The organism is Thermus sp. H19.2, from assembly GCF_054979525.1.
In genome coordinates this window covers 661,440-684,706 of record NZ_CM143429.1, presented here as the reverse complement: position 1 = coordinate 684,706, position 23,267 = coordinate 661,440, and the positions used below count along the sequence as shown (strand labels likewise).

Annotated in this window: 15 protein-coding genes; 4 read left to right on the top strand and 11 right to left on the bottom strand. The window is 69.7% G+C overall.

Features of this window, described 5'->3' with window-relative positions:
- Window positions 1-58: 58 nt before the first annotated feature.
- The 4 genes from ACY5J6_RS03760 to ACY5J6_RS03745 form a co-directional block, all read right to left on the bottom strand.
- Window positions 59-1,252 (bottom strand): hypothetical protein, encoded by a 1,194-nt coding sequence (locus tag ACY5J6_RS03760; protein WP_462846022.1) that lies wholly within the window; start codon window positions 1,250-1,252, stop codon window positions 59-61.
- A gap of 129 nt (window positions 1,253-1,381) precedes the next feature.
- Window positions 1,382-2,440 carry a hypothetical protein gene (locus ACY5J6_RS03755; protein WP_462846021.1) on the bottom strand — a complete coding sequence of 353 codons (1,059 nt, stop codon included), beginning with the start codon at window positions 2,438-2,440 and terminating at the stop codon, window positions 1,382-1,384.
- Between the two features lie 122 nt (window positions 2,441-2,562).
- Window positions 2,563-3,594 (bottom strand): L-threonine 3-dehydrogenase, encoded by a 1,032-nt coding sequence (gene tdh, locus ACY5J6_RS03750; RefSeq protein ID WP_462846020.1) that lies wholly within the window; start codon window positions 3,592-3,594, stop codon window positions 2,563-2,565.
- Window positions 3,595-3,606: 12 nt separating this feature from the next.
- Complete coding sequence (locus ACY5J6_RS03745) at window positions 3,607-11,637, bottom strand: translocation/assembly module TamB domain-containing protein (protein WP_462846019.1); 8,031 nt, start codon at window positions 11,635-11,637, stop codon at window positions 3,607-3,609.
- Window positions 11,638-11,719: 82 nt separating this feature from the next.
- Between ACY5J6_RS03745 and ACY5J6_RS03740 the strand changes: the two genes are divergently transcribed.
- Window positions 11,720-11,986: an acylphosphatase gene (locus ACY5J6_RS03740; RefSeq protein WP_054638834.1), complete on the top strand. Its 267-nt coding sequence runs from the start codon at window positions 11,720-11,722 to the stop codon at window positions 11,984-11,986.
- Here the strand turns inward: ACY5J6_RS03740 and hflX are convergent.
- Entirely contained in the window at window positions 11,974-13,623 is a 1,650-nt protein-coding gene (hflX, locus tag ACY5J6_RS03735; RefSeq protein WP_462846018.1) for a GTPase HflX, read from the bottom strand. The genes ACY5J6_RS03740 and hflX overlap by 13 nt on opposite strands.
- Before the next feature lie 48 nt (window positions 13,624-13,671).
- On the opposite strand from hflX, the gene ACY5J6_RS03730 reads away from it, so the two are divergent.
- Window positions 13,672-14,250, top strand: coding sequence for a YdcF family protein (locus ACY5J6_RS03730; RefSeq protein ID WP_462846017.1), 579 nt, complete (start codon window positions 13,672-13,674; stop codon window positions 14,248-14,250).
- Here ACY5J6_RS03730 and ACY5J6_RS03725 read toward each other — a convergent pair.
- Genes ACY5J6_RS03725 through ACY5J6_RS03715 form a run of 3 tightly spaced genes read right to left on the bottom strand, consistent with a single transcriptional unit; the run spans window position 14,214 to window position 16,112 of the window.
- Window positions 14,214-14,663 carry a DivIVA domain-containing protein gene (locus ACY5J6_RS03725; RefSeq protein ID WP_462846016.1) on the bottom strand — a complete coding sequence of 150 codons (450 nt, stop codon included), beginning with the start codon at window positions 14,661-14,663 and terminating at the stop codon, window positions 14,214-14,216. The genes ACY5J6_RS03730 and ACY5J6_RS03725 overlap by 37 nt on opposite strands.
- A gap of 7 nt (window positions 14,664-14,670) precedes the next feature.
- Window positions 14,671-15,294: a YggS family pyridoxal phosphate-dependent enzyme gene (locus ACY5J6_RS03720; RefSeq protein WP_462846015.1), complete on the bottom strand. Its 624-nt coding sequence runs from the start codon at window positions 15,292-15,294 to the stop codon at window positions 14,671-14,673.
- Window positions 15,294-16,112: a purine-nucleoside phosphorylase gene (locus ACY5J6_RS03715; RefSeq protein ID WP_462846014.1), complete on the bottom strand. Its 819-nt coding sequence runs from the start codon at window positions 16,110-16,112 to the stop codon at window positions 15,294-15,296. Before ACY5J6_RS03715 ends, ACY5J6_RS03720 begins: the two co-directional genes overlap by 1 nt.
- Window positions 16,113-16,167: 55 nt before the next feature.
- On the opposite strand from ACY5J6_RS03715, the gene ACY5J6_RS03710 reads away from it, so the two are divergent.
- The gene (locus ACY5J6_RS03710) at window positions 16,168-18,633 is read left to right on the top strand and encodes a BamA/OMP85 family outer membrane protein (RefSeq protein ID WP_462846013.1); all 2,466 of its coding nucleotides are present in this window, start codon (window positions 16,168-16,170) and stop codon (window positions 18,631-18,633) included.
- 162 nt (window positions 18,634-18,795) lie between these two features.
- Here the strand turns inward: ACY5J6_RS03710 and rpsP are convergent, their stop codons facing one another.
- Window positions 18,796-19,050 carry a 30S ribosomal protein S16 gene (rpsP, locus tag ACY5J6_RS03705; protein ID WP_462846012.1) on the bottom strand — a complete coding sequence of 85 codons (255 nt, stop codon included), beginning with the start codon at window positions 19,048-19,050 and terminating at the stop codon, window positions 18,796-18,798.
- Between the two features lie 7 nt (window positions 19,051-19,057).
- Window positions 19,058-20,350: a signal recognition particle protein gene (gene ffh / locus ACY5J6_RS03700; protein ID WP_462846011.1), complete on the bottom strand. Its 1,293-nt coding sequence runs from the start codon at window positions 20,348-20,350 to the stop codon at window positions 19,058-19,060.
- Window positions 20,351-20,557: 207 nt separating this feature from the next.
- Between ffh and mgtE the strand changes: the two genes are divergently transcribed.
- Entirely contained in the window at window positions 20,558-21,907 is a 1,350-nt protein-coding gene (gene mgtE / locus ACY5J6_RS03695) for a magnesium transporter (protein ID WP_462846010.1), read from the top strand.
- Between the two features lie 247 nt (window positions 21,908-22,154).
- On the opposite strand, the gene queA is transcribed toward mgtE, so the two are convergent.
- Complete coding sequence (gene queA, locus ACY5J6_RS03690) at window positions 22,155-23,192, bottom strand: tRNA preQ1(34) S-adenosylmethionine ribosyltransferase-isomerase QueA (protein WP_462846009.1); 1,038 nt, start codon at window positions 23,190-23,192, stop codon at window positions 22,155-22,157.
- Between the last annotated feature and the right edge of the window lie 75 nt (window positions 23,193-23,267).

The following is a 23,267-nucleotide window of genomic DNA, read 5'->3' as shown; positions in this document are numbered from 1 at the left end:
CTAGGGTCCCTACTCCCATCCTCCTCAGGGGGGCTTACAAAAACCTTAACCGCCCCCCTCAACGCCGGGCCGGCTGGTCCTTCGGTTCCCCTTGGTCTCCCTTCCCGCCCCCATCTCCCTTGGGCTTCCCCTTGCCCTGGTCCTCCTGCTTCAGGGCCCGCTCCTCCAGCCTCTCCGTGAGTCCCTTAAGCAGGCTCTCCGAGAACCCCAGGGCCACCAGGAGCCCGTAGGCGGCGGGCGGGCTGAGGAGGGCCTTTAGCCCCTCCCCCAAGACCCGGGCCTCCACCAGGGCCCAGAAGACCAGGTATCCCCCCACCGCCCCCAAGGCCCCCAGCACCGGGGCCAGAAAGAGGGGCACCCAGTAGGCCCCGTAGTCGGTGGGAAGCTCTTTCGTGGCCACCACTCGGAAGAGCCGGGAGAGGAGCCCCCCGAGGAAACCCAGAAGAAGCGCCGTCCCCAGGCTTAGCCCGTTGGGAAGCCCGGGAGCGAAGGACCCCAGAGCCCACGCCAGGCCAAGCCCCACCAGGAGAAGCCAGGCCGCCTTGTTGTGCAGGGTGAGGAGCCGGGCGTAGTACGTGTCCCGGGCATCGTAGAGGGCGGCCAAAAACTCCTCCAGGAGGGCCCTTTGCCCCTCAGGTCCCAGCTTTTGGCAATCAGAAGGGGATTCCTGTGCCTTCTGACCCCGGTCCTCCATGCCTAGGGCACACTTTAGCTGTTTTTCCCAAAACGCCTTTTCTTCCCCGGAGAAAACCCCAAGCTCCCCCAAACCCCGCACGAGGCGGGCCCTCACCTCCTCGTCACTCATCAGGGCCGCCGCCCGCCGCTCGGCCCGGTGCATCAGGGCCCAGGCGGCCATCTCCCGCTTGCCGTTCCAGAGGAATAGGGAAAGAAGAACCCCAATCCGGCCCAAGAAGCCCCGCCCTTCCAGGAGATCCCGGGCCTTTTGGAGGCACTCTTTGATGTCCTCCCGGGCGTCCCCCTTTTCCTGATCCCCCTCCTGCCTCTGCCCCTCTTCCCTCCCTTTCACGTGCTCGGCGCAGAGCCCCAGGAGCTGGGCCCGGGCCAGGGCCCGGGAGGGGCAGGCGATGAGATATGTGCGGGCGAAGAGGAAGAGGAGGAGGTAGCCCAGGGCGAGGAGGGAAAGGGGAAGCCCCGGGGCGCCCCCGGGAGACGCAGGCTCCTGGAGGAGGTCCTGCGCCAGGGCCAGGCTAGCGCAGGCGGACCACCAGACCGCGGCCAACACGGTACCCATAGACCCTCCCTTCGGCATCCTCGTAACCGCACGCAAGGGAACCCCCGCTCCCGGGTCGGCTTTCCCCACAGGGTCCAAACCCGGGAGCGCGGGAAGGCTGAGAATCCATCCCAAAGCCTACAGGCAAGGTCACGGAGAGGCCTGGAAGGGATCGCCTACAAGGACGAAGGGCTCGTCCTGGTTGGTGTTGGGGTTGCGGGCGGTGCCCACGATGACCCGGTTGTCAAGGCTCACGGCAGAGACAGTCTTAAGGGTAACGCCCTGCGGCAACACGCCGGCGAAGACGGTGTTTAAGTTCTCCAGCGACTGGGTATCGCTGCGCCAGCGAACGGCGTTGAGCCCATCCGAGCTTCCCCCGAAGACGTAGGCCACCCCGTTCCTAACCCGCACGGCACCGAAGCCCATGCCGACGCTGTAGACGTTGCCCCCGTACCACACCTTAGCGGCGGGGTAGGAGTTGCTGTCCGAGAAGGCCACGGCCTGTCCGTCGGGGGAGATCCGGCTCCAGTAGGCCCCGCCGATGGAGGAGATCAGCTGGTTGTACTGATTGTTGTTCAGGTCGTAGACCCATCCCCGGTACGTTAACTGGACCGAGGCCCGGCTGGCGTCCGGGGTGATGTCGTGGAAGATGCCATAAGAAACGCTGGTGTTTTGATGCCAGATGGCGTAGTTCTTCCAGATGGTAGGCGTAGGAACGTTTGGATACACCCGGCCCACGATGTAGACGTCGCTTCCCCTCTTGGCGCAAGCGTAAGCCACGTTCCCGCCACTAGGATCATCAGGAAGAGGGATAGCTTGGTTGGTGGTCAAGTTCCAGGCCAGGGCCCTGTCCCCCGACGAAGCGTTGGTGGACACGCTGCCGTACCCGCACGCCACCTGGCCATCGGCGGTGACCCCCCGCGCCTCCCCGTACGGGGCACTGGGAACGCCCGTGTCCAGAACCGTGGTCTGCTGGGCAACCGCACTCAGCCAGTAGAAGCCTGGGGATAAGGAGGCGGCGTTGATCCGCCAGACCATGGGTTTGCGAACGCCTTCCACGTTAGCGCCCCCAACCAGAACGCTCCCGTCCCCGGAAACCTGGTACACGAAACCTGAGGAGAGGGTGAAAGAAGGGTTCGAGCCGCCACCGCCGCAGGCCGTGAGGAGGAGGGCGAGGCCCGCCAAAAGCCAAAGCCGCTTGCCGCTCATGCGCTGCCTCCTTTCCGGGACCCCTGGGGTCCCTACTCCCATCCTCCTCAGGGGGGCTTACAAAAACCTTAACGGGGGAGGGGGGGCCACCCCCCCTCTCCCCTGACCCGAAAAAGGCGGCCTCAGGCCCTGGGGTCCAGGATCACCTTCACCGCCTGGCCCGAGGCCAGGAGGCCGAAGGCCTCGCGGTAGCGGCTCAAGGGCAGGCGGTGGGTGATGAGGAGCGTAAGGTCCACCCTCCCCGAGTAGACCAAGGCGGTGCCCTGCATCCAGGTCTGCCAAAGCCTCCGCCCGGCGATGCCGAAGGCGGTGATCCCCCGCATGACGAGCTCCCCGGCGAGGTCAAAGCGGATGGGGTCCGAGGGGATGCCAAGGATCCTCGCCTCCCCCCCAGGGATGAGGGCCATGAGGCCCTGGTGGATGGCGGCCTCGTTTCCGCTGAACTCCAAAAGCACCTCCACCCCGCTTCCCGTCACCCGGCGCACCACCTCCAGGAGGTCCTCCTCCAAGGGGTTCACCAGCCGGTCGGCGTAGGGCTTGGCGAAGGCCAGGCGGTAGGGGTTCGGGTCGGAGACCAGGATGGGCCCGGCCCCGCTCGCCCGGGCCACCATGGCCGCCATGAGGCCGATGGGCCCCGCCCCCGTGATGAGGACGCTCTTCCCCGAGACCCCGCTTCCCGCGTAGACGGTGTGCACGGCGTTGCCGAAGGGCTCGAGGATGGCCGCCACCTCAAAGGGGAGGTCCTTGGGGTTCACCCAGGCGTTTTCCGCCGGCACGAGGGCGTACTCGGCGAAGCCCCCGTCCCGGTCCACGCCGAGGATCTGGGTGTTCAGGCAGACGTGGTAGTTCCCCGTGCGGCAGGCGGGGCAGGCGTGGCAGACGATGTGGCTTTCCAGGCTCACGTGGTCCCCCACCTGGGGGCGCTTCACCCCGGGGCCCACGGCCTCCACCACCCCGCTGAACTCGTGCCCGGTGACGAGGGGGGGCCTGATCCTCCCCCGGGCCCAGGCGTCCCACTTCCAGATGTGGAGGTCGGTGCCGCAGATGCTCGCCGCCTCCACCCGCACCAGGACCTCCCCGGGGCCCGGCTCGGGCGCGGGGCGGTCCACCAGGGTTAGGCCCTCCTCGGGGGCCAGCTTGGCCAAGGCGCGCATACCGGGGCCATACTACCACCGGTAGGCCGCGCCCACGCTGAAGCGGGTGTCGTCCCCCGTCTCCAGGGTGAGGGTCAGGGAAAGGGCGTCCGTGAGGTCGTAGCCCAGGCCGAAGGCCAGGCGGGAAAGGAGCCCCTGCCCGAAGGAGGAGGAGAGGGTGAAGGTGATCCCGTCCGCCCGGTACTCGGCGGAAAAGGTCTGCTCCCCCCGCAGGTCCACCTGGTACCCCAGAAAGAGCTCCGGGGTCAGGTACTTGCCCACGGAAAAGCGGGTCTCCTCCAGGCTCCCCCCCTGGATGGCGGGCACCTCCACCTGGAACCGGTCCAGCCCCAATGCCCGGGAGAGCTCCCGCTCCAACTGGCCCAGCACCAGGTTCTCCAGGGCCGCCCCCAGGGCCGCCTGGGGCAGGGTTTCCGCAAGGCGGCCCACGTCCGGGGTCCCCAGGGTGAGGAGGGCGTAGATCTCGGGCTCCGCGAGGGAAGGCTCGGAGGTGAAGCGGGGCTCGAGGCGCACCTTGACCCGGCCCCCTTCCCGGAGGAACTCCCCCTTGGCCTCCAGGAACACCTTGTAGCCCCGGGTTTCCGCCTGGGCCCTTAGGGCGAACTCCGGAAGGATGCCCCGGTCCGGCTGGAAACGGAGGAGGCTAGAGGCGGGGTCCAGGACGAAGAGGCTTTCCCAGAGCCGGAAGTTTCCCCAGAGGGCCTGGACCTCCCCGGTGAGGAAGGGGTCCTGGTACGTCCCGCCCAGGTAGACCTCTCCCTTCAGCTCCCCCTGGGCCAGGCTCTCCTGGACCAGGACGCCCCTTTCCGCATAGAGGCGCACGTCGTCAAAGAAGAGGGGCAAGGAGGCCTGGCCCCCTCCCACCGCCACCCCCTCCTGGAGCTGGCGCTGGCCCCCCTCGGGCAGGGCCAGGCGGGCCCTTACCACCTCGGCGTTCCCCGTGAGGTGGTAGGCGCCCCTCTCCTCGTAGAGGAAGAAGCTCTTCACGTCCAGAAGGCCCTCTTGTAGGTAGTACCGGGGGTAGTACAGGGGAAGGCGGCCGTACCCGGCGAGGCGCAAGGGGAAGAGGGTGCCCTGGGCCTCGGCCTCCCCCAGGCGGACCTCTACCCCGTAGCCGGGGTAGCGGAAGACCACCTGGGCGGGGGTGTCCTCCTTGAGCCCGGGGAGGGAGACCGCGCCTTGGGCGGTGACGCGGAAGTCGGCAAGGCTTCCCGTGAGGCCGAGCCGCGCCCGGCCCGGGAAGGGGGCGTTCAAGAGGAGTTCCCCTTCCGCCTCGGCCCCCCCGTTCAGGGCCAGAAGCCCCTTCGGCAGGTAGCCCGCCACAGGCCCTAAGCGGAAGCGGAAGTCCTGGAAGGCGAGCCGGAAACCGTCCCGCTTCAGCTCGGCCAGGAGGGTTCCCGAAGCCTCGGGCCGGTAGGGCTTGAGGGCGGGCACCACCTGGAGCACGGGGGTGAAGACCGTGTCCCGCAACGCCAGCCGCAGGTCGCTCCCCTCCGGGCTCCAGTACCCCTCGCCCTCCCAGGTGCCCTTGCCCGAGAGGCGCAGGTAGTCCACGTAAAGCCGCCTCCCCTGGTAACGGAGGGCGGCCCGGCCCTTAAGCTCGTCCCCCCCTCCCTGGAAGACCAGGCTCTCCCCCACCAGCACCCCCTCCCCCGAAAGGGGCTCGGATAGGGGAAGGCGGAGGCGAACCTCCCCCGTCCAGTAGGCCTCCCCCTCCAGCGGCCCCGCCACCGCCTGAAGGAAGAAGTGCAGGGGGAAGGCCCGGGGGGAGGCCCTTAGGTCCAGCCGCCCCGCCTCGAGGCCCAGCCGGAAGGGGGTTTCCCCAAGCCTCCCCTCCCCCCGCACAAGCCCCGGCCCCAAGGCCCCCTGGAAGCGGAGGGGCAGGGAGGCCCCCCCCGCCTCCACCCGGCCCTGCACCTGGCCCTGGGCCTCCAGCCCCCGAAGGGCCAGCCTCCCGGAAACCCTTCCCTTGAGGTAAGGGGCGTAGCGGCCCAGGAAGTCCTCCAGAGCGGCCTCCTCCAGGGAAAGCTCCCCCTCCAAGGGGAGAAGCCGTCCCTGGACCTGGATCCGCCCCACGCCCCCCACCAGGGTCCCCTCCACCCCGTAGCCTTCCCCCCCTATCCGGCCCTGGAAGCGGCTTTCCAGGGGGGGAAGGGGAAGGTCCAGGCGCAGGTCCCCCCCCGCCGGGTACCGGAGAAGCCCGAAGAGGTAAGGCCCCTCCGCCCGCAAGGTGGCCTCCAGGAGCCTTCCCTCCAAGGCCAGGGTCTGGGGGCCCGCCCGGTAGCGGAGGCGGTAGGCGCCCCCAAGCTCCACCTCGCCCTCCAGACCCCCCGCCCCCGCCGCCCACCAGGGGTAGGCGGGATGCTCCCCCCAAAGGCCCACCCGGTCCCCTTTCCCCTCCAGGACCAGGGTGAGGCCGAAAACGCCGAGGGAAAGCCTCCCTTCCACCCTTCCCCCGGCGTAGCGCAAGGCCCCTTCCCCTTCCGGGCTGGAGAGGGAAAAGGCCAGGGCCTCGAGGTCTAGACCGCCCTCCAGGGGAAGCCCAAGACCCGGAAGGCGGTAGGCGAAGCGAAGGCTCTTCCCCTCCCCTCGGGCCTCCACCCCCCCCGGGAGCAGGCGGGAAAGGAGCCGGGCCGCACCACCGGCCTCCCGCGCCGCCAGGTCCAGCCAAAGCCCTCCCACGGTAAGCCGGGGCCAGAGGAGGCCTACCTCCTCTCCCAGGACCTCCCCCCTAAGCTCCGGGACCCCCTGGCCAAAGAGGGCCACCCACCCCTCCCGGAAGGAGAGCCTCCCCGCCCAGGCCTCCCGCCAGCCCACCTCCCCCTCCAGGTCCCCCTGGAAGGCCAGGCGCAGGCCTTCCCTTCCCCAGGTCCCCGTGGCCCTGGCCTCCCGCCCAAAGGCGGAAAGGGCCCCCTCCAGGGCCACCTCCGCCCAAGGCCCCTGGGCCTTCCCCGTGAAGGCCAAAGGCCCGTAGCGGAAGCCCGAGAGGACCAGGGAAACCCCTTGCGGCCCCACCTCCCCCCTCACCCCCTCCCCCTCCAGGGCCACCCGGAAGCCGGGAAGCCCCGTAAGGCGAAGCCCCACCTCCCCCAGGCGGTACCTCCCGGAAAGCCAGGCCCCGGGGTAGACCCCCTCGGCGAAAAGCTCCCCCAGGCCCCGGGGCAAGGGGCCCCCGTAACGGTAGGCCAGGCGGAGGGGAAAGAGGTCCAGCCTCCCGGTCAGGGGCAGGCCCTCCCCCTCTAGGTCCAGGCCCGGGCCCCGCCCCCGAAGGCGGAGGCCCCCGTAAGGGGTAGCCACCCCGCCCTCCCCTTCCACCTCCCCCAGGTAGCCCTCCCGGGCGGTGTAGCGGTAGCTCCCGCTAAAGGCCGCCTCCCCGTAGGCGAGGCCTCCCCAAAGCTCCGCCCTAAGCCCCGGGCAGGGCCCAAGGGGCGGGGGCAGGCAGAAGCGCCCCTCCACCCTCCCCCTCCAGGCCCCTTCCCCCTCAAGGCCCAAGCCGCCCTGCCCCAGGTCCACCCTTCCCCTAAGCCCTCCCCCTGGCAAGGGGTAGCGGAGGGCCAGGGCGCCGGAAAGCTCCCCCCGGTAGCGGGCCTCCCCCTGGAGGTGGGGGCCGAGGAAGGTGAGGGCAAGCCCCTCCCCGTAGCGGAGGGCCAAGGCCTCCCCCAGGACCTCCCCGGAAAGCTCCGCCCTGAGGGGCCAAAGCCGCACCTCCCCGGCCATCCTCCCCTCCTTGCCCTCCAAGGCCACCCGGAGGGGTCCGTCCCAGGGGCCTTCCCCCTGGGCCTCGAGGCGGGCGGGCAGGCCGAAGGGCGTGAGGTCGCGGTGCAACCTCAGGGCAAGGTGCCCCCCTTTGAGGGCGAGGCGAAACCCCTCGGCCTCCCCCATCGCCTCCAAGGCCCTGAGGTCCCAGGCCCCTTGCGGGCGGTAGGCGAAGCGGAAGGGGAGCCTGTCCCCCTGTCCCACCAGGGCCCCCTCCCCTTCCGCCTCCACCTGGGGGAGGCTTCCCGAGAAGCGGGCCACGGCCTCGAGGCGGGCCTGGCCCAGGACGTGGGCGTACCGGGCCTCCCCCAAGAGGCGTAAGCCCTCCAGGGTAGCCCCCGCCTCCAGCCTCCCCGGCAGGCCTTGGCCCTCGAGGCGAAGCCTCAGGGGCCCCTTCCCTTCCGCCAAGAGGGCCAGGCCTCTTCCCTTGGCCTCCAGGGTGCCCCGGTACCCCTCGGGCCCGTAGGCCAGGTTGGCCGCCACCTTAAGGCCCAGGGCCTCCCCCACCCCCTTGGCCCAAAGGCGCAAGCCCCCCTCGTAGAGGGCGCCCAAGGCCAGGGGCGCCTCCCAGCGGGCCTCCACCCGGCCCCCCTCGCCCTTAAGCCAGAAGGGGCCCTCCTGCTTCAGGTACCGGAGGGTCGTGAGCCGGCCCTCCAGGAGGTAGCGGCTCCCCTGCCAGGAAAGCCGGGCCTGGCCCTGGGCGTAGCCCGAGGCGTGGCGTACCTCCCCTTCCCCCTTGAGGGCGGGCAGGTCCACCCGGAGGGCGACAAGGGTTTCCCCCAAGGACGCCCCGGCGTAGCGGGCGCGAAGGTCCAAGGCCTCCAGGGGCCCCGAAAGGGTCACCTCGAGGCCCCGGTAGGCGAACCGCCCCGCCGCCTCTCCCTGGGGGAAGCCCGTAAAGCGCAAGGAGCCCTCCCCCTGTAGCCCCCCCAGGCCCCGGACCTCCCCCGTCCTCCAGTTCCAGGCGAGGCCCACATCCCTTCCCGGCAGGAAAACCTCCAGAACCGGCCCCCGGTAGGTGGCCTCCAGGGCCTCTTGGCCGTAGCGCAGGAAAGCCCTTCCCTCCCCCTCGCCCCGCAAGGAAACCCGGGCCTCCACCCTGCCCTCCAGGGGAACCCCCAGGGCCTTGGCCAGGGGGGCCACCTCCCCTAGGCCCAGGGCCACCTCCTCCCCGCGCAAGGCCACCTCGCCCCCCTCGTAGCGGAGGCTTAGGGAAAAGCCCTCCCCGTACCCTCCCCGGAAGGCGAAGGGAAGCCCGGCCCACACCCCCTCCCCTTCCCCCTGGAGGCGGAGCCCCTCCCCTTGGAATCTTCCCGAAATCCTCCCTTCCCTGCCCAGGAAGGCCACGGGCAGGTCCAGGCTTCCCCGGTACCGCCTCCCCTCCCCTTCCAGGGACACCGGCCCTTGGAGGCGGTAGCCCACCCCGCCCCCGGTCCAGACCTCCCCCTGGAAGGGGAGGGGCCTCAGGTAGGGAACCTGGGCCTCTCCCCCGAGCCGGAAGCGCAGCGCCTCCCAGGGCCCGCCCCCCTCCCCCCGGGCCTCCACCGCCACGCCCCCTTGCCGGTAATGGGCGCGGAAGGCCAAAGAGGCCCCCGAAGGGGAAACCTCCCCTTCCCCTTCCAGATAGGGGCCGAGGAGGCGCACCCTGGCCTCAAGAAGCTCTTCCCCCACGAGGAGGGCTTCCCCATAGGGGCTTTCCAGCCGAAGCCTTCCCCCCTTCGTCCCCCAGGTGCCCCAGGCCTTTAGGGGAAGGCCCAAGGGAGAGAGGTCGTACCCCTCCGCCCCGAGGAGCAGGGCCAGCCCTTCCCCGTAGCCGCCCAGGACCCGAAGCCCCGGGGCCTGGCCCAGGAGGCGCCCTTTCAGGCCTTCCCCGGCCAGGTCCAGGCGGAAGGCCGCCCGGGGCCAGACCGCCTCTCCCCCGTAGCGGAGGCTCCGGAGGTCCGCCCTTCCCTGGAAGCGCCAGGGCCCAAGAAAGGGCACCTCCCCCTCCCCGGCGAGGGCCAAGCTCCCCCAGGGCCCCCTGCCCTCCAGGGCCCCGTACCGGGTCTCCAGGCGGAGGGTACCCCCCTTTAGGTCCCCCTCCCCCCAAAGCCTCCCCTCCTCCCCCCGGTAGCGGAAGGGAAGGGCCAGGCGGAAGGTCCCCTGGGGAAAGGCCACCCGCCCCACCCCGGGGAGGTCCAGGACCCCTCCCTCCAGGCGGAAGGCCAGGGGAGGAAGGGCGAGCCCCTGGGGAAGGGGCGGGGCCAGCCGGCCCCGCACCCGGACCTCGGGGAAGACCTCCCCTTCCCCCTCCACGGGCCCCGAAAGCCTGAGGAGAAGCCGCCTGCCCTCCCCCAGGAGGAGGCCCCCCAGCCCGTAGGGCCCCCGCACCCAGGCCGAGCCAGAAAAACCCTGGTCAAACACCATGTCCGCCCGCAAGGCCCAAGGCCCCAGGGCCGCTTCCCCCCTAAGGCGCAGGGCCTCCCTATAGGTGAGGGTGAGCCCCTGGCCCCGGAGGAGGAGCCCCTCCCCAAGCTCGTAGCGCCCGGAAAGGGGAAGCTCCCCCAAGGGGGTGTGGAGGCGCCCCTTAAGGTCCGCCCCCAGGCGGCGGAGGCTTCCTTCCAGGTCCAGGTAGCGCCCCGCCAGGCGGAGCCTTCCCGAAAGGGCCCCCTCCCGGTACAGGGCCTCCCCGGAAAGGGCCAGGGTGTCCAGGGCCCGGATGGGAAGCCCCTTAAGCCTCAGGGCCAGGGCCCCTCCCCGGTAACTTCCCTCCCCGTAGGGGCTATACAGGCGAAAACCCGCCCCCTCCTGGCGCAGGGAAAGGGGAAAGGCGGCGTAAGGGGAGGCGTAGCGGAGGTCGGCCTGGAGGCGGCCTCCCCTTAGGCGGCCTCGGCCCTCGAGGCGCCCCACCACCAGGGAAACGGGGCGCAAGGAAAGGCCCAGGTCCTCCCAGGCGCCCTCCAGGGCCAAAGGCCCCAGGGCCCCCCGCACCCGGCCTCCTTCCCCCGCCACCCCCCCCGAGAGGTCCAGGGGTGGGAAAAGGGGAAGGCGGACCCCCGGGCTTCGCACCCCAAGCCACCACCGCCCCCTCTCCCCCCGGAAGGCCACCCTCGCCAGGCCCTCCAGGGGCCTAGGCCAGGCGGCCTGGCCCTCCCCCCGGACCCGGCCCCCCTCCCCGGAAAGCCCGAGGGCGCTCCCCCGGGAGTCCCGGTACCGCAGGCGGTAGCCCCCACCCCTAAGGTCCAAGGACAGGTCGTAGGTGCGGTCCCAAAGCCGGCCCTCGGCCCCGGCCTCCAGAGCGAAGGTCCGGTCAAAGGAAAGCCTTCCCCGGTGGCGGAAGGGCTCCCCCAGAAGCCTCCCCTCCCCCTGGAAGCCCCCCGTGAGCCGGAGGGCCTCCCACCCCTCCCCCCTAAGCCAAAGGGCCCCGTCCCCCTCCACGGGGAGGGAAAGGCCGAAGTGCCGGGCGAGGGCGGGAAGCTGGGGGCGGCCTTCCACCTGGAAGCGGTAACGGGAAGCCTCCAGGTCCACCTGGACCTGGGCCCGGAGGGGCCCCTGGAGGCCCACCCCCGCAAGCCCCGCCACCACCTGGCCTCCCTTTAGGACCACCTCCCCCTGGAGACCGGTGAGGGAAAAGCCCACCACCTCCACCGCCCCTCCCGCCACCTGGGCCTGGCCCTGGAGGCCCGAAGCCCCCACCCGCAAGGCTCCCCGGAGGCGCCCCCCCTTTAGCCCGGGGTAGAAGAAGCTAAGCCCCCGCACCTCCCCCTGGAAGGCCACCTCCCAGGCGGAGAGGTCCCGGGAAAGGGCCTTGGCCTCCCCCTGGAAGCTCCCCCCGGGAAGCCTAGCCAGGAAGCGGTAGGGGTTTTCTCCGAGGAGGGTGAGGCGCAAGGGAGGGAGGAAGAGGCGCTTCCCCTGGGGAAGCTCCACCTCGGTGTCCTGAAGCCTTAAGGAGCGGAAGACCACCCGCAGGGCGGGGGGTGGGCCCGGCCTCTCCGGGATCAAGGCCTCCCAGGTGGGGAAGACCCGCGCCCCCTTAAGGCTTAAGGAGAGGGGGAGCTCCTTCCGGAAAAGGCCCCAAAGGTCGTAGGCCAGGTCCACCTCCTGGGCCTTCAGGGCCAGGCCCTGCCCCTCGAGGTCCACCCCCTTCAGGCGCAGGCCGAAGAGGAGGTGCCCCCGCACCTCCCCCACCCGGCCCTCCCAGCCCAGACGGGGTAGGGCCCATCCCACCACCCCCCGGAGGAAGGGCGGCCAGGCCAGGAGGAGGAAAAGGGCCACGCCCAAAAGCCCGAGGAGAAGACCCCGCCGCATCCTTCCTCAAGCATAGGGAAGGGAGATGAAAACCGCGTGGCAACCCCTCGCGCAAGCCCACCTGGGGTGGTATAAGAGGCCCATGCCGCGCCTGGTGGCCTTGGTCAAGGGAAGGGTGCAAGGGGTGGGGTACCGGGCCTTCGCCCAAAAGAAGGCCTTGGAGCTGGGGCTTTCCGGCTACGCGGAAAACCTCCCCGATGGCCGGGTGGAGGTGGTGGCGGAAGGCCCCAAGGAAGCCCTGGAGGCCTTCCTCCACCACCTGAAGCAAGGCCCCCGCCTGGCCCGGGTGGAGGGGGTGGAGGTCCAGTGGGCCGAGGAAACGGGGCTCAAGGGCTTCTACGTGTACTGAGCCCAGGCCTGGGGCCTCACCCCCGAGGCCAGGAGGGCCTCGGCCAGGGCCTCCTTGAGCGCCTTAAGCCCCGTGCCCTTCACCGCCGAAACCGGAACCCCTCCCAGGCGCTCCTCGAGGAAGTAAAGGTCGTAGGGCGCCGCCCGGTCCGCCTTGTTCAGGGCGAGGACCACGGGGGCCTCCACGCCCAGCTCGGCGAGGAGGTCCCGCACCACCCGGTGCCGCTCCAAAGCCCCCTCTTCCGAGGCGTCTAGGACGTGGAGCAGAAGGTCCGCCTCCCGCACCTCCTCGAGGGTGGCCCGGAAGGCGGTGAGAAGCTCCTCCGGCATGTGGCGGATGAAGCCCACGGTGTCGGTGAAGAGCACCTCCCCTATCCCGGGCAGGAACCCCCTACGGGTGAGGGGCCGCAAGGTGGCGAAGAGCTTGTCCTCCCCCGGCTCCCCGCCCCGGGCCAGGGCCTGGAGGAGGGTGGTCTTGCCGGCGTTGGTGTAGCCCACCACGGCGATGAGGGGCACCCCCCGGCGCTTCCTCTGCCGACGGGCCTCCTCGCGCCTTCGGGCGTACGCCTCCAGCCTGCGGGCGAGGTGGGCGATGCGCTCCTGAAGGCGCCTCCGGCCCACCTCCAGCTTGGTCTCCCCCGGGCCCCGGGTGCCGATCCCGCCCCCTAGGCGGCTCATCTCCTTCCCCTTTCCCACCAGGCGGGGGAGGAGGTACTTGAGTTGGGCTAGCTCCACCTGGGCCTGGGCCTCGGGGGTCTTGGCGTGGAGGGCGAAGATGTCCAGGATGAGCTGGGTCCGGTCCAGAACCTTAAGCCCCGTGGCCCTCTCGATCTCCCGGGCCTGGACCGGGGAAAGCTCCAGGCCGAAGATGAGGGTGGCGGCGTTTTCGTGGTAGGCGAGGCTTTTCAGCTCCTCCAGCTTTCCCAGGCCCACCAGGTACCGGGGGTCCAGGCTCGGCCGGAAGACCAGGACCCGCTTCACCGGCACCCCCCCGGCGGTGCGGGTGAGCTCGGCCAGCTCCTTAAGGGCGGCCTCGGCCTCGGGGCCTTCCCCGGTGTCCACCCCCACCAGGATGGCCCTCTCCCCGCTGCCGTCCAACACCTCCCGCACCCGGGCCTGGCGGGAAAGCTCCTCCTCCAGGGCCTCCACCTCGGCCTTTAGGTCCAGGTCCAGGTACTGGAAGTAAGGCCTGGGAGGGAGGGTGCGCCAGTCCTCCTCCGCCGCCTTGGGAGGCGAAAGGAAGGCCAGGTGCAAGGTGGTGGGCTGGCCCCCTTCCACCTCCAAGGCCGCCAGGCTGTCTAGGCGGTGGAGGAAGAGGACGGAAAGGTCGGGACGGGAAAGCCCACCGGGAGAGAGGTGGGTGTGGAGGAGGCGGAAGCCGGAAAGCCGCCTCTCCGCCCTCGCCCCTTCAGGGATGGGGAGGTCCTTGGCGTCCCCTACCCCCACCCGCACCACCCGGCCCCCCCGGTCCAGGAGGAGGGCGATGGGCCGGTGGATCTCCTGGGATAACCCCGCCAGGGTCTGGGCGAGCTCCGGGGTCAAAACCCGCTCCGGCGGCAGCCGCCTGCGGTAAAGGTTGGAAAGCCTTTTAAGGTCGCTCTTCCTGAGCCCCTCCGTCTTGCCGTAGATCTTCTCCAATGCCCTCTCAGTATACCAAAGAAGCCCTTCTGCCGTAGAGTGGGGGGCGTGCGGGGCCTCGCCTTCCTCGCCCTCTTGCTCCCTTTAGCCTGGGGCCAGGAACCCTACGCCTGGATCGTGGTCCTGGGGGCGGCCCAGTACGGCGGCCACCCCTCCCCGGCCTTGGAGCGGCGGCTTCAGGCCGCCTTGGCCCTTTACCAAAAGGGCCTCGCCTCGGGAATCGCCGTGGCCGGGGGGAAGGCCGCGGGGGACCGGTATAGCGAAGGGGAGGTGGGGTGCCGCTACCTCCGGGAAAGGGGCATCCCCCAGGAAGCCCTCCTCTGCGAAACCCAAAGCCAGTCCACCTACGAGAACCTGCTCTTCCTCAAGCCCTTTCTCCGGGGCCGGGTCCTCCTGGTCACCGACGCTCCCCACCTGCCGCGGGCCCTTTTCCTGGCCCGCGCCTTGGGCCTTTCGGCGGAGGGCTACGGGGTGGGGGGGGAGTACCCCCCGGGCTACTGGCTCAGGGAGGCCCTTTACCGCCTCTGGCTCTACCTGGGCTTCAGGCCCTTCCCCAAGGGACAGAACCCCTTCCCGGCCCAGGCTTGGCATCACTCCTTGGCCAGGCGCTCCAAGGAGTCCAGGTAGCCCTGCAGGAGGGCCTGAAACTGGGAGAGGAAGAGGGCCTTCTCCTGCCTGGCCCGCTCTATCTCCCCCCGGAGGCGCCTAAGCTCCTCGGCGGCCTCCCGCAAGACCTGCTCTTTGGCCGCTAAGGCCTCCTTGCGGATGAGCTCCGCCTCCCGCTCCGCCTGGGCCTTGAGCTCGCGGGCGATCTTCTCTGCGGCCACCACCGCCCGCTTCAGCTCCCCCTCGGCTTCCTTTAGGCGGGCCACCTCCTCCTCCAGGCCCTTAAGGCGCTCCTTCAAGGCCTCGTTCTCCCCGATGAGGCCCTCCATCACCTCGGCCACCCGGGCCAGGTAGGCCCGCACCGCCTCCTTCCGGTAGCCGCGAAACCCCGTGGGGAACTCCTGGTAGCGGACGTCCAAGGGGGTAAGGTCCATGCGCCCCTCAGTCTACAAAAAGGGCCCGGCCCACACGCACCAGGGTAGCCCCCTCCTCCACCGCCCACTCGTAATCGTCGGACATGCCCATGGAGCGCTCGGGCAGGCCATAGCGGTCGGCAAGCTCCGAAAGCCTGCGGAAAAGGGGGCGAACCACCGCCTCGGGGCCGATGGGGGGCACGGTCATGAGGCCCAGGACCTCGAGGCGGGGCATCTCCCGTAGGCGGGGGAGGAGCTCGGGAAGGTCCTCCTCCAAGACCCCGTGCTTCTGGGGCTCCCGGCCCAGGTTCACCTCCACCAGGACCTTAAGCCTAGTTCCCGCCTTCACCAAGGCCTCGGCCAAGGGCAAGGAGTCCAGGGAGTGGACGAGGGCGAAGCGGGGGGCGAACTTGGCCTTGTTGCGCTGCAGGTGGCCGACGAGGTGCCACTCCGCCTGGAGTTGCTCCATCTTCTTCAGGGCCTCCTGGACCCGGCTCTCCCCCAAGGGGAAGGCGCCGTAGGCCAGGACCTTCTCCTGGATTTCCTCCACCGAGCGCCCCTTGGTCACCGCCACCAGGCGGACCTCTTCAGGCCTCCGGCCCGCGCGGCGGCAGGCCTTTTCTATACGTTCCAGGACCTGGAGAAGCCCCATCAGAGCTCGGCCAAAATCCCCCGCACGAAGCGGCGGAAAACGGGGCCCGTCCTGGCCGCCACCTCCAGGACCTCCTCCTCGGTGGCGTGGTGCTCCCTTTCCGGCACCGCCATGTCGGTGATGGTGGAAAGCCCCAGGACCCTGGCCCCCAGGTGGCGGAGGGCGATGACCTCGGGCACGGTGGACATGCCGATGGCGTCCGCCCCGAGCTCCCGAAGCATGCGAAGCTCGGCCCGGCTGGCGAAGCTTGGCCCCATGAACCAGGCGTAAACCCCCTCAAAGAGGTGGAGGTCCTGCCTGCGGGCCACCTTGCGGGCGAGCTCTATGAGCCCCGGGTCGTAGGCCTCAAACATCACGGGGAAGCGGGGGCCAAGACGCTCGTCGTTCGGGCCCCTTAGGGGGTTCGCCCCGGCGAAGTTGAGGTAGTCCAGGTGGAGCATGATGCCTCCCGCCCGGAAGCGGGGGTTGAGGCCCCCCGCCGCCGAGGTAAGGAGGAAGGTCCTGGCGCCCAGGAAAAACCCCACCCGCGCCGGGAAGACCACCTCCTCGGCGGAGTAGCCCTCGTAGTAGTGGACCCGGCCCTGGTAGACCAGGACCCGCTTGCCCTCCAGGTGCCCCAGGACGAGCCTCCCCGCGTGCCCCGGGGCGGTGGAGAGGGGGAAGTGGGGGATCTCCCCGTAGGGGATCTCCGCCACCTTCTCCACCTCCTCGGCCAAAGGCCCCAGGCCCGACCCCAGGACCACCGCCACCTCGGGGAGGAAGTCGGTTCTAGACCGGATGGCCGCCACGGCCTCCTGGATCTTCTCGTAAACCCCCATACCCCCGCATTCTACTCTCACCCCCCCTTCACGCCCCTTGGGTAAGCTCTTGGCCATGAAACGCCTTTTGGCCTTTGCCCTTTTGGGTCTTCTGGCCCTGGCCGCCCCCCTGAAGGAAGTGGTCGTGGAAGGGGGCGACCCCGTGCTCCAGGCCCTGGCCCGGGCCGCCCTGCCCTTCGGGGAAGGGGACGAGCCAAAGGACCTCGAGGCCGCCCGCAAGGCCCTTTTGGCCACGGGCTACTTCCGGGAGGTGGAGGTGCGCTTGGAAGGGGAGGTCCTGAGGGTGCGCCTCGTCCCCTACCCTCCCATCGCCGAGGTCAAGGTGGAGGCCAAGGCCTTCCCCCAGGAAGCCCTCCTGCGCTTCCTGGAGGAGAACTTCGCCATCGGCAAGGAGGCCACCTACAACCCCGTGAAGGCCCAGGAGGCCGCCCAGGCCCTGGCCCAGGCCTTCCGGCAAAACGGCTTCCCCTTCACCCCCAAGGTGGAGGTGGAGGCCAAGGAGGTGGGGGGAAGGATGGCCCTCGCCTTCCGGGTGGCGGAGGCCCCCGAGGTGAAGGAGGTCCGCCTCCAGGGGGTAAGCCTCCTCCCCGAAGGGGAGCTTCTAAGGCTTTTAGACCCCCTCAAGGGCCCCTTTGACTTCGCCAAGTACCAGGAGGCTCTAAAGGCCATGGCCAGCCGCTACGAGGAGGCGGGCTACCGCTTTAGCGGCCCCGACCCTCAGGGAAGCGCCCTGGAAGGAGGGGTCCTCACCGTGCGGGTGCGGGAGCTCAAGGTGGCTCGGGTGGAGGGGGAAGGCCTGGACCTGGGGGACTTCCCCTTGAAGCCCGGGGATTACCTGAACTATCCCCGCCTCCTGGAAGGGGTCCAGGCCCTTTCCCGGAGGCTTTCCCGGGTGGTGGACTTCAGCCTCCTCCCCGAAGGGGACCAGGTGGTGGTGCGCCTCTCCCCAGGACCCGAGGGGGGAAGGATCGAGCGGGTGGAGGTGGCCGGGAACACGGCCCTCCCCACGGAAACCCTCCTCGGCCTCCTCCGCCTGAAGCCCGGGGAGGTCTACACCCCCCTCCTGGCCCAGGAGGACGCCCGGCGCATCGCAAGCTTCTACCAGGAGAAGGGCTACGAGGTGGCCGACGTGCGCTACGGCTTCCAAAACGGGGTGTACCGCCTCGAGGTGGTGGAGCTCAAGGTGGCGGGCTACCGCCTGGAGTGGCAGGGGGACCACCGCACCCAGGAGGAGGTGATCCTCAGGGAGCTTCCCAAGCCGGGCTCCCTCTTCAGCGTCCTCGAGCTCCGGAAGGCCATGGCCCGCCTCCTGGCCACGGGGCTTCTGGCCGAGCCGCCCCGGGTCTCCCTGGCCCCCGGGGAGAAGCCGGGGGAGGTGGTGGTGGTCCTGGGCCTCAAGGAGGCCAGGACGGGCCTCTTCCAGCCCGCCCTCGGTTGGAGCTCCCTCGAGGGGTGGTCGGGAAGCGTCTCCTTCAAGGAGACCAACCTCTTTGGCCTCGCCCACCAGGTGATCCTGGACCTGGCCTTCGTCCAAAACGACGCCCGGGACAACCTTTCCCTCTCCCTGGGCTACACCATTCCCTGGCTTTACCTGGATTTCGCCGACCTGAAGGAGGTGCGCACGGGCCTCGCCTTAAGCGCCTTCTCCACCCCCATCGGCAACAACAAGCTCCTCCAGGGCACCACCGACACCGGCTGGGAGTACACGGAGCGCCGCACGGGCTTTGGCCTTAGCTTTTCCCGGCCCTTCTCCAAGGAGCTGGAAAACCTGCGCCTCTCCTTGGGGCTTTCCGCCCGGCGTTCCACCTTCCTCCTGGAGGTCTACGACCCCAACGCCCCTTGCGACCCCAGCGTGACCGATACCACGAGTCCCAAGTACTGCGACGGCACCGGCTACAAGAACCCCTCCCTGGCCCAAAGCCTCCTTCCCACCCCCGGCTGGACGGTCCGCCTGGACACCACCTTGGCCTACCTGGAGGTGGACGACCCCCGCTTCCGCACCCAGGGCTACGAGGCGAGCCTCGCCACCGGCCTCGGCCTCTCCCTGCCCGACACGGGGGGCCGGAGCTTCTTCGTGCCCTTGGTGGCCACGGGCAAGACCTACTTCGGCCTGGACCCGGAGAAACGCCAGGCCCTGGCCTTCCGCCTCTCCGCCGGCACCCTCTTGGGCTTCCCCCCGGAAAGCGAGCGCTTCTACCTCTCCGGGGGCGGGGCCGAGGCCTTCCTCCTCCGGGGCTACGAGGACCGCAAGTACGGGGGGCTCTCCTTCGCCACGGGGAGCCTGGAGTACCGCTACGACTTCCGCCTCTCCCCCCAAGGGGGGACCAACCTCTACGGCGTCCTCTTCGCCGACCTGGGCCTCGCCGACAACACCGGGGGGGTGAAGTGGGGTGCGGGGATCGGCTTCCAGCTGGACCTGGACGTCTTCGGGGCCCTCCTCCCCTCCCTCCGGCTGGACTACGCCTTCAGCCCAGAAAGCCCCGCGGGGAGGCTCCACTTCCGCATCGGGCCCATGTTCTAATACCCCTTTGCGTGAATCCTTCGCCCAAGCCCAAGTACGGAAGCCCTGCGGGCCTTTTTGACCGGGGCCCCCCATGCTGGCTTGCGCCAGCATGGGGTGGTATAAGTACCCCACCGCGGCTTTCGCCGCGGTGGGGGCCCCATGCGGGTCCAAGGGGTGGTATTAGCCCTCCTGCCGGAAGACCCCTGCCTGCCGGAGAAGCCTCCGGGCGGTATCCGTGGGCTGGGCCCCCACGGAAAGCCAGTAGCGGGCCCGCTCCACATCCACCTTGAGCCAGTCCGGGGTGGTCTTGCGGGGATCGTAGTAGCCGATCTTTTCCAGGTAAGCCCCGTCCCGCTTCCTGCGGGCGTCGGTAACCACGATGCGGTAGTGAGGGTTGCGCTTGGAACCGAACCGAGAGAGCCTGATCTTGACCATGCCGTTCCTACCTCCTGAAGATTCCCATGAGTCCCCGGCCCTTTTGCTTTTCCAGGGACTTCACCAGGGCCTTGGCCTCCTCAAACGCCTTGATGAGGCGGTTGAGCTCCTGCACGGTGGTGCCGCTTCCCCGAGCGATGCGCTTGCGCCTCGAGGCGTTGAGGATGCGGGGGTTCTTGCGCTCCTCGGGGGTCATGGAAAGGACTATGGCCTCCATGCGCTTCAGGGCCCGGTCGTCCACCTGAGGCCCCCGGGGCACCCCGGGGAGCATCCCCAGGATCTCGGAGAAGGACCCCAGGCGCTTGAGGTTCTGCATCTGCTTGAGGAAGTCCTCCAGGGTGAGCTCCTTGGCCGCTTTGGGGGCCTCGGCCTCGAGGCCCGCCTCCCGCACCCGCTCCGCCAGGGTGGCCACGTCCCCCATGCCCAGGATGCGGCTCGCCAGGCGGTCGGGGTAGAAGGGCTCCAGGCCCTCGGGCTTCTCGGAGACCCCGGCGAAGTAGATGGGCTTCCCGGTGACGTGCCGGGCGGAGAGGGCCGCCCCGCCCCGGGCGTCGCCGTCCAGCTTGGTGAGGATGAGGCCCGTGACCCCCACCTTCTCGTCAAAGGCCCGGGCCACGGAGAGGGCCTCCTGGCCGGTCATGGCGTCCAGGACCAGGAGGACTTCATCAGGGCGCAGGGCGCCCTTAAGCCGGACGAGCTCCTCCATGAGGGGCTCGTCTATCTGCAGGCGGCCTGCGGTGTCCACCAGGACCAGGTCCCGGACCCCGAGCCTAACCTCCTCCTCCACCCGGCGGCGGATGGACTCGGGGGGCTCCCCGTCCCGCACCTCCAGGACCGGCACCCCGATCCTCTCCCCCAAGCGCCTGAGCTGCTCCCGGGCGGCGGGGCGCTGGGTGTCGGCGGCCACCAGGAGGGGACGGCGCCCCTTGCCCTTGTAGTGGAGGGCGAGCTTGGCGGCGGTGGTGGTCTTGCCGGAGCCCTGAAGCCCCACCAGGAACCAGAGGCTTTGGTCCTTGAGAAGGGGCCTTTGGACCTCGCCCCCCAGGGCCTCCTTCAAGGCCTCGTAGACGGTGGCCAGGATCACCTGGGCGGGGGTCAGGCTCTCCAGGACCTTCTGGCCCAGGGCCCTTTCCCGCACCCTCTCCACAAAGTCCCGGGCCACCTCCAGGTGGACGTCGGCGTCCATGAGGGCCCGGCGGATCTCCCGCAGGGTGGCGCTCAGGTCCTCCTCGGAGATCCGCCCCCGGCCGCGGAGCCGGTCTATGGCCTCTTGCAGTCGCGCCGAAAGCTTTCCGAACATGCCCCTCCTGGCCCTAAGGCCGGGCTTCAGGATAGGGCACGCCCCTTGAGCGTGTCAACCGCAATTTTTCGCACATTTCTAGTGGGCGTGGTTGACGGGAAGGCCCCTTCCCCCTAGGCTAGAAAAGGTATGCGAGAGGCGTTGCCCTCGAGTCCCAGGCCCTGAAGGCCGCCTTCGGGCGGCCTTCGGCGAGAAAGGAGGCCGCCCGTGGAGACCGCTCTTTCCCCCCTGCTCCAAGCCCTGGAAGAAGGCGACACCTTGACCCTAAAACGCCTCCTGGAAGAAGTCCACCCCCAGGACCTCCTCTCCCTCTGGGACGATCTCAAGGGGGAGCACCGCTACGTCCTCCTCACCCTTCTCCCCAAGGAGAAGGCGGCGGAGGTCTTCGCCAACCTTCCCCCCGAGGCCCAGGCGGAGTACCTCAAAACCCTCCCCCCCTGGCGGGTGCAGGAGCTTTTGGAGGAGCTTTCCCTGGACGACCTGGCCGACGCCCTGCAGGCGGTGGAAGAGGAGGACCCCGGGCTTGCCCGAAGGCTCAAGGAGGTCCTGGACCCCAAGACCCGGGCCGAGGTGGAGGAGCTCACCCAGTACGAGGAGGACGAGGCCGGCGGCCTCATGACCCCGGAGTACGTGGCGGTGCGGGAGGGGATGACCGTGGAGGAGGTCCTCCGCTTCCTGCGCCGGGCCGCCCCCGACGCCGAGACCATCTACTACCTCTACGTGGTGGACGAAAAGGGCCGCCTCAAGGGGGTGCTCTCCCTAAGGGACCTCATCGTGGCCGACCCCAGGACCAAGGTGGCGGAGATCCTGAACCCCAGGGTGGTCTACGTGCGCACGGACACGGACCAGGAGGAGGTGGCCCGCCTCATGGCCGACTACGACTTCACGGTGCTGCCGGTGGTGGACGAGGAAGGCCGCCTGGTGGGTATCGTCACCGTGGACGACGTCCTGGACGTGCTGGAGGCCGAGGCCACGGAGGACATCCACAAGCTGGGGGCCGTGGACGTGCCCGACCTGGTCTACAGCCAGGCGAGCCCCGTGGCCCTGTGGCTCGCCCGGGTCAGGTGGCTGGTGATCCTGATCCTCACGGGGATGATCACCAGCTCCATCCTCCAGGGGTTTGAGGGCGTCCTCGAGGCCGTGACCGCCCTGGCCTTCTACGTCCCTGTCCTCTTAGGCACCGGGGGGAACACCGGCAACCAGTCCGCCACCCTCATCATCCGCGCCCTGGCCACCCGGGACCTGGACCTCAAGGACTGGCGGCGGGTCTTCCTCAAGGAGGTGGGGGTGGGCCTCCTCCTCGGCCTCACCCTGGGCCTCCTCCTCCTGGGCAAGGTCTACTGGGACGGGCAATCCCTCCTCCTTCCCGTGGTGGGCGTGTCCTTGGTCCTCATCGTCTTCTTCGCCAACCTGGTGGGGGCCTTGCTCCCCTTCCTCCTGAGGCGGCTCGGCGTGGACCCGGCCTTGGTGTCCAACCCCCTCGTGGCCACCCTCTCGGACGTCACGGGCCTCCTCATCTACCTCTCCGTGGCCCGTCTGCTTCTGGAGGCGGTATGAAACCACCCCATGCTGGCCTCAGCATGGGGCCCCGGTACAAACGATCCCGCAAGGCCTCTACGCCTGGCCTTGGACGAAGGGTTCGCGCCAAAGGGGTATAAGTACCCCACCGCGGCTTTCGCCGCGGCGGGGGCCCCAAAAGCGCCTTCTCCGGACCCTCTTTCGGGTGTCCCATGTTGCGAAACCAAAGTGCGGGCACTTAGCTCAAGGTCCTTCACTTGAAGATAGAGGCCCTGGCCCTCGCCCTCTACAAGATGAGCATGGCGTCCCCTAAGGAATAGAAGCGGTAGCCCTCGGCCACGGCCAGGCGGTAGGCCTTTAGGGTGCGCTCGCGCCCCAAAAAAGCGGCCACCAGCATGAGGAGGGTGGAGCGGGGCAGGTGGAAGTTGGTGAAGAGGGCGTCTATCACCTTAAAGGCGTAGGGGGGGCGGATGAAAAGCCTCGTCTCCCCCTTGCCCGCCACCACCCCCTCCCCTTCCCGGTAGGCGCTCTCCAGGGCCCGGACCACCGTGGTCCCCACGGCGACGACCCGCCGCCCCTCCCCCTTGGCCCGGTTGATGGCCTCCGCCACCTCCTCGGGGATCGCGTAGGGCTCGGGGTGCATCTCGTGCCGCTCGGGGTCCCCCTTCACCGGGCGGAAGGTGCCGGGGCCCACGTGGAGGGTGAGGAAGCGGAGCTCCACCCCCATTTCCCGTAGCTTCTCCAGAAGCTCCGGGGTGAAGTGGAGCCCGGCGGTGGGGGCGGCCACGGACCCCGGGCGCTTGGCGTAGACCGTCTGGTAGCGCTCCATGGGGACCTTGGCCTGGATGTAGGGGGGAAGGGGGACCTCCCCCACCTCCTCCAGGTGGGCCAGGAGGTCGCCGTGGAAGCGAAGGAGGCGCACCCCATCGGGCTCCACCCCCACCACCTCCGCCTCGAGGCCCGGGACCGGGGCCAGGCCCTTGGGGGAGAGGAAGAGGAGCCTCGTGCCGGGAGGTGCCTTCCTCGCCGGGCCCAGGAGGGCTTCCCAAAGCCCTAAGGAGCGCTCCCGCACCAGGAGGACCTCCACGTGGCCCCCCGTGGGCTTCCTCGCCAAAAGCCTTGCCGGGATCACCTTGCTCTCGTTGAAGACCAGGACGTCCCCGGAGCGAAGGAACTCGGGCAGGTCCCGCACCCTCCTGTGCTCCACCCGGAAGGGGCCTTCCCGGTAGACCACCATCATCCGGGCCAGGTCCCGGGGCTCCACCCCTTCCTGGGCGATCCGCTCAGGGGGAAGAAAGTAGTCGTAGGTCTCCAAACCTTCCATGCTATACCCCTTTGGCGTGAATCCTTCGCCCAAGCCCAGGCGCGGAGGCCCTGCGGGGGCCCCCATGCCGGCTTG

Excerpts from the sequence above, each read along its gene's own strand:
- tdh (WP_462846020.1), bottom strand. The coding sequence starts at position 3,594 with ATGCGCGCCTTGGCCAAGCTGGCCCCCGAGGAGGGCCTAACCCTGGTG.
- ACY5J6_RS03710 (WP_462846013.1), top strand. The coding sequence starts at position 16,168 with ATGAAACGCCTTTTGGCCTTTGCCCTTTTGGGTCTTCTGGCCCTGGCC.
- queA (WP_462846009.1), bottom strand. The coding sequence starts at position 23,192 with ATGGAAGGTTTGGAGACCTACGACTACTTTCTTCCCCCTGAGCGGATC.
- ACY5J6_RS03745 (WP_462846019.1), bottom strand. The coding sequence starts at position 11,637 with ATGCGGCGGGGTCTTCTCCTCGGGCTTTTGGGCGTGGCCCTTTTCCTC.
- rpsP (WP_462846012.1), bottom strand. The coding sequence starts at position 19,050 with ATGGTCAAGATCAGGCTCTCTCGGTTCGGTTCCAAGCGCAACCCTCAC.
- ACY5J6_RS03755 (WP_462846021.1), bottom strand. The coding sequence starts at position 2,440 with ATGAGCGGCAAGCGGCTTTGGCTTTTGGCGGGCCTCGCCCTCCTCCTC.
- ACY5J6_RS03740 (WP_054638834.1), top strand. The coding sequence starts at position 11,720 with ATGCCGCGCCTGGTGGCCTTGGTCAAGGGAAGGGTGCAAGGGGTGGGG.
- ACY5J6_RS03720 (WP_462846015.1), bottom strand. The coding sequence starts at position 15,294 with ATGGGGCTTCTCCAGGTCCTGGAACGTATAGAAAAGGCCTGCCGCCGC.
- ACY5J6_RS03760 (WP_462846022.1), bottom strand. The coding sequence starts at position 1,252 with ATGGGTACCGTGTTGGCCGCGGTCTGGTGGTCCGCCTGCGCTAGCCTG.
- ACY5J6_RS03715 (WP_462846014.1), bottom strand. The coding sequence starts at position 16,112 with ATGGGGGTTTACGAGAAGATCCAGGAGGCCGTGGCGGCCATCCGGTCT.
- ACY5J6_RS03725 (WP_462846016.1), bottom strand. The coding sequence starts at position 14,663 with ATGGACCTTACCCCCTTGGACGTCCGCTACCAGGAGTTCCCCACGGGG.
- ffh (WP_462846011.1), bottom strand. The coding sequence starts at position 20,350 with ATGTTCGGAAAGCTTTCGGCGCGACTGCAAGAGGCCATAGACCGGCTC.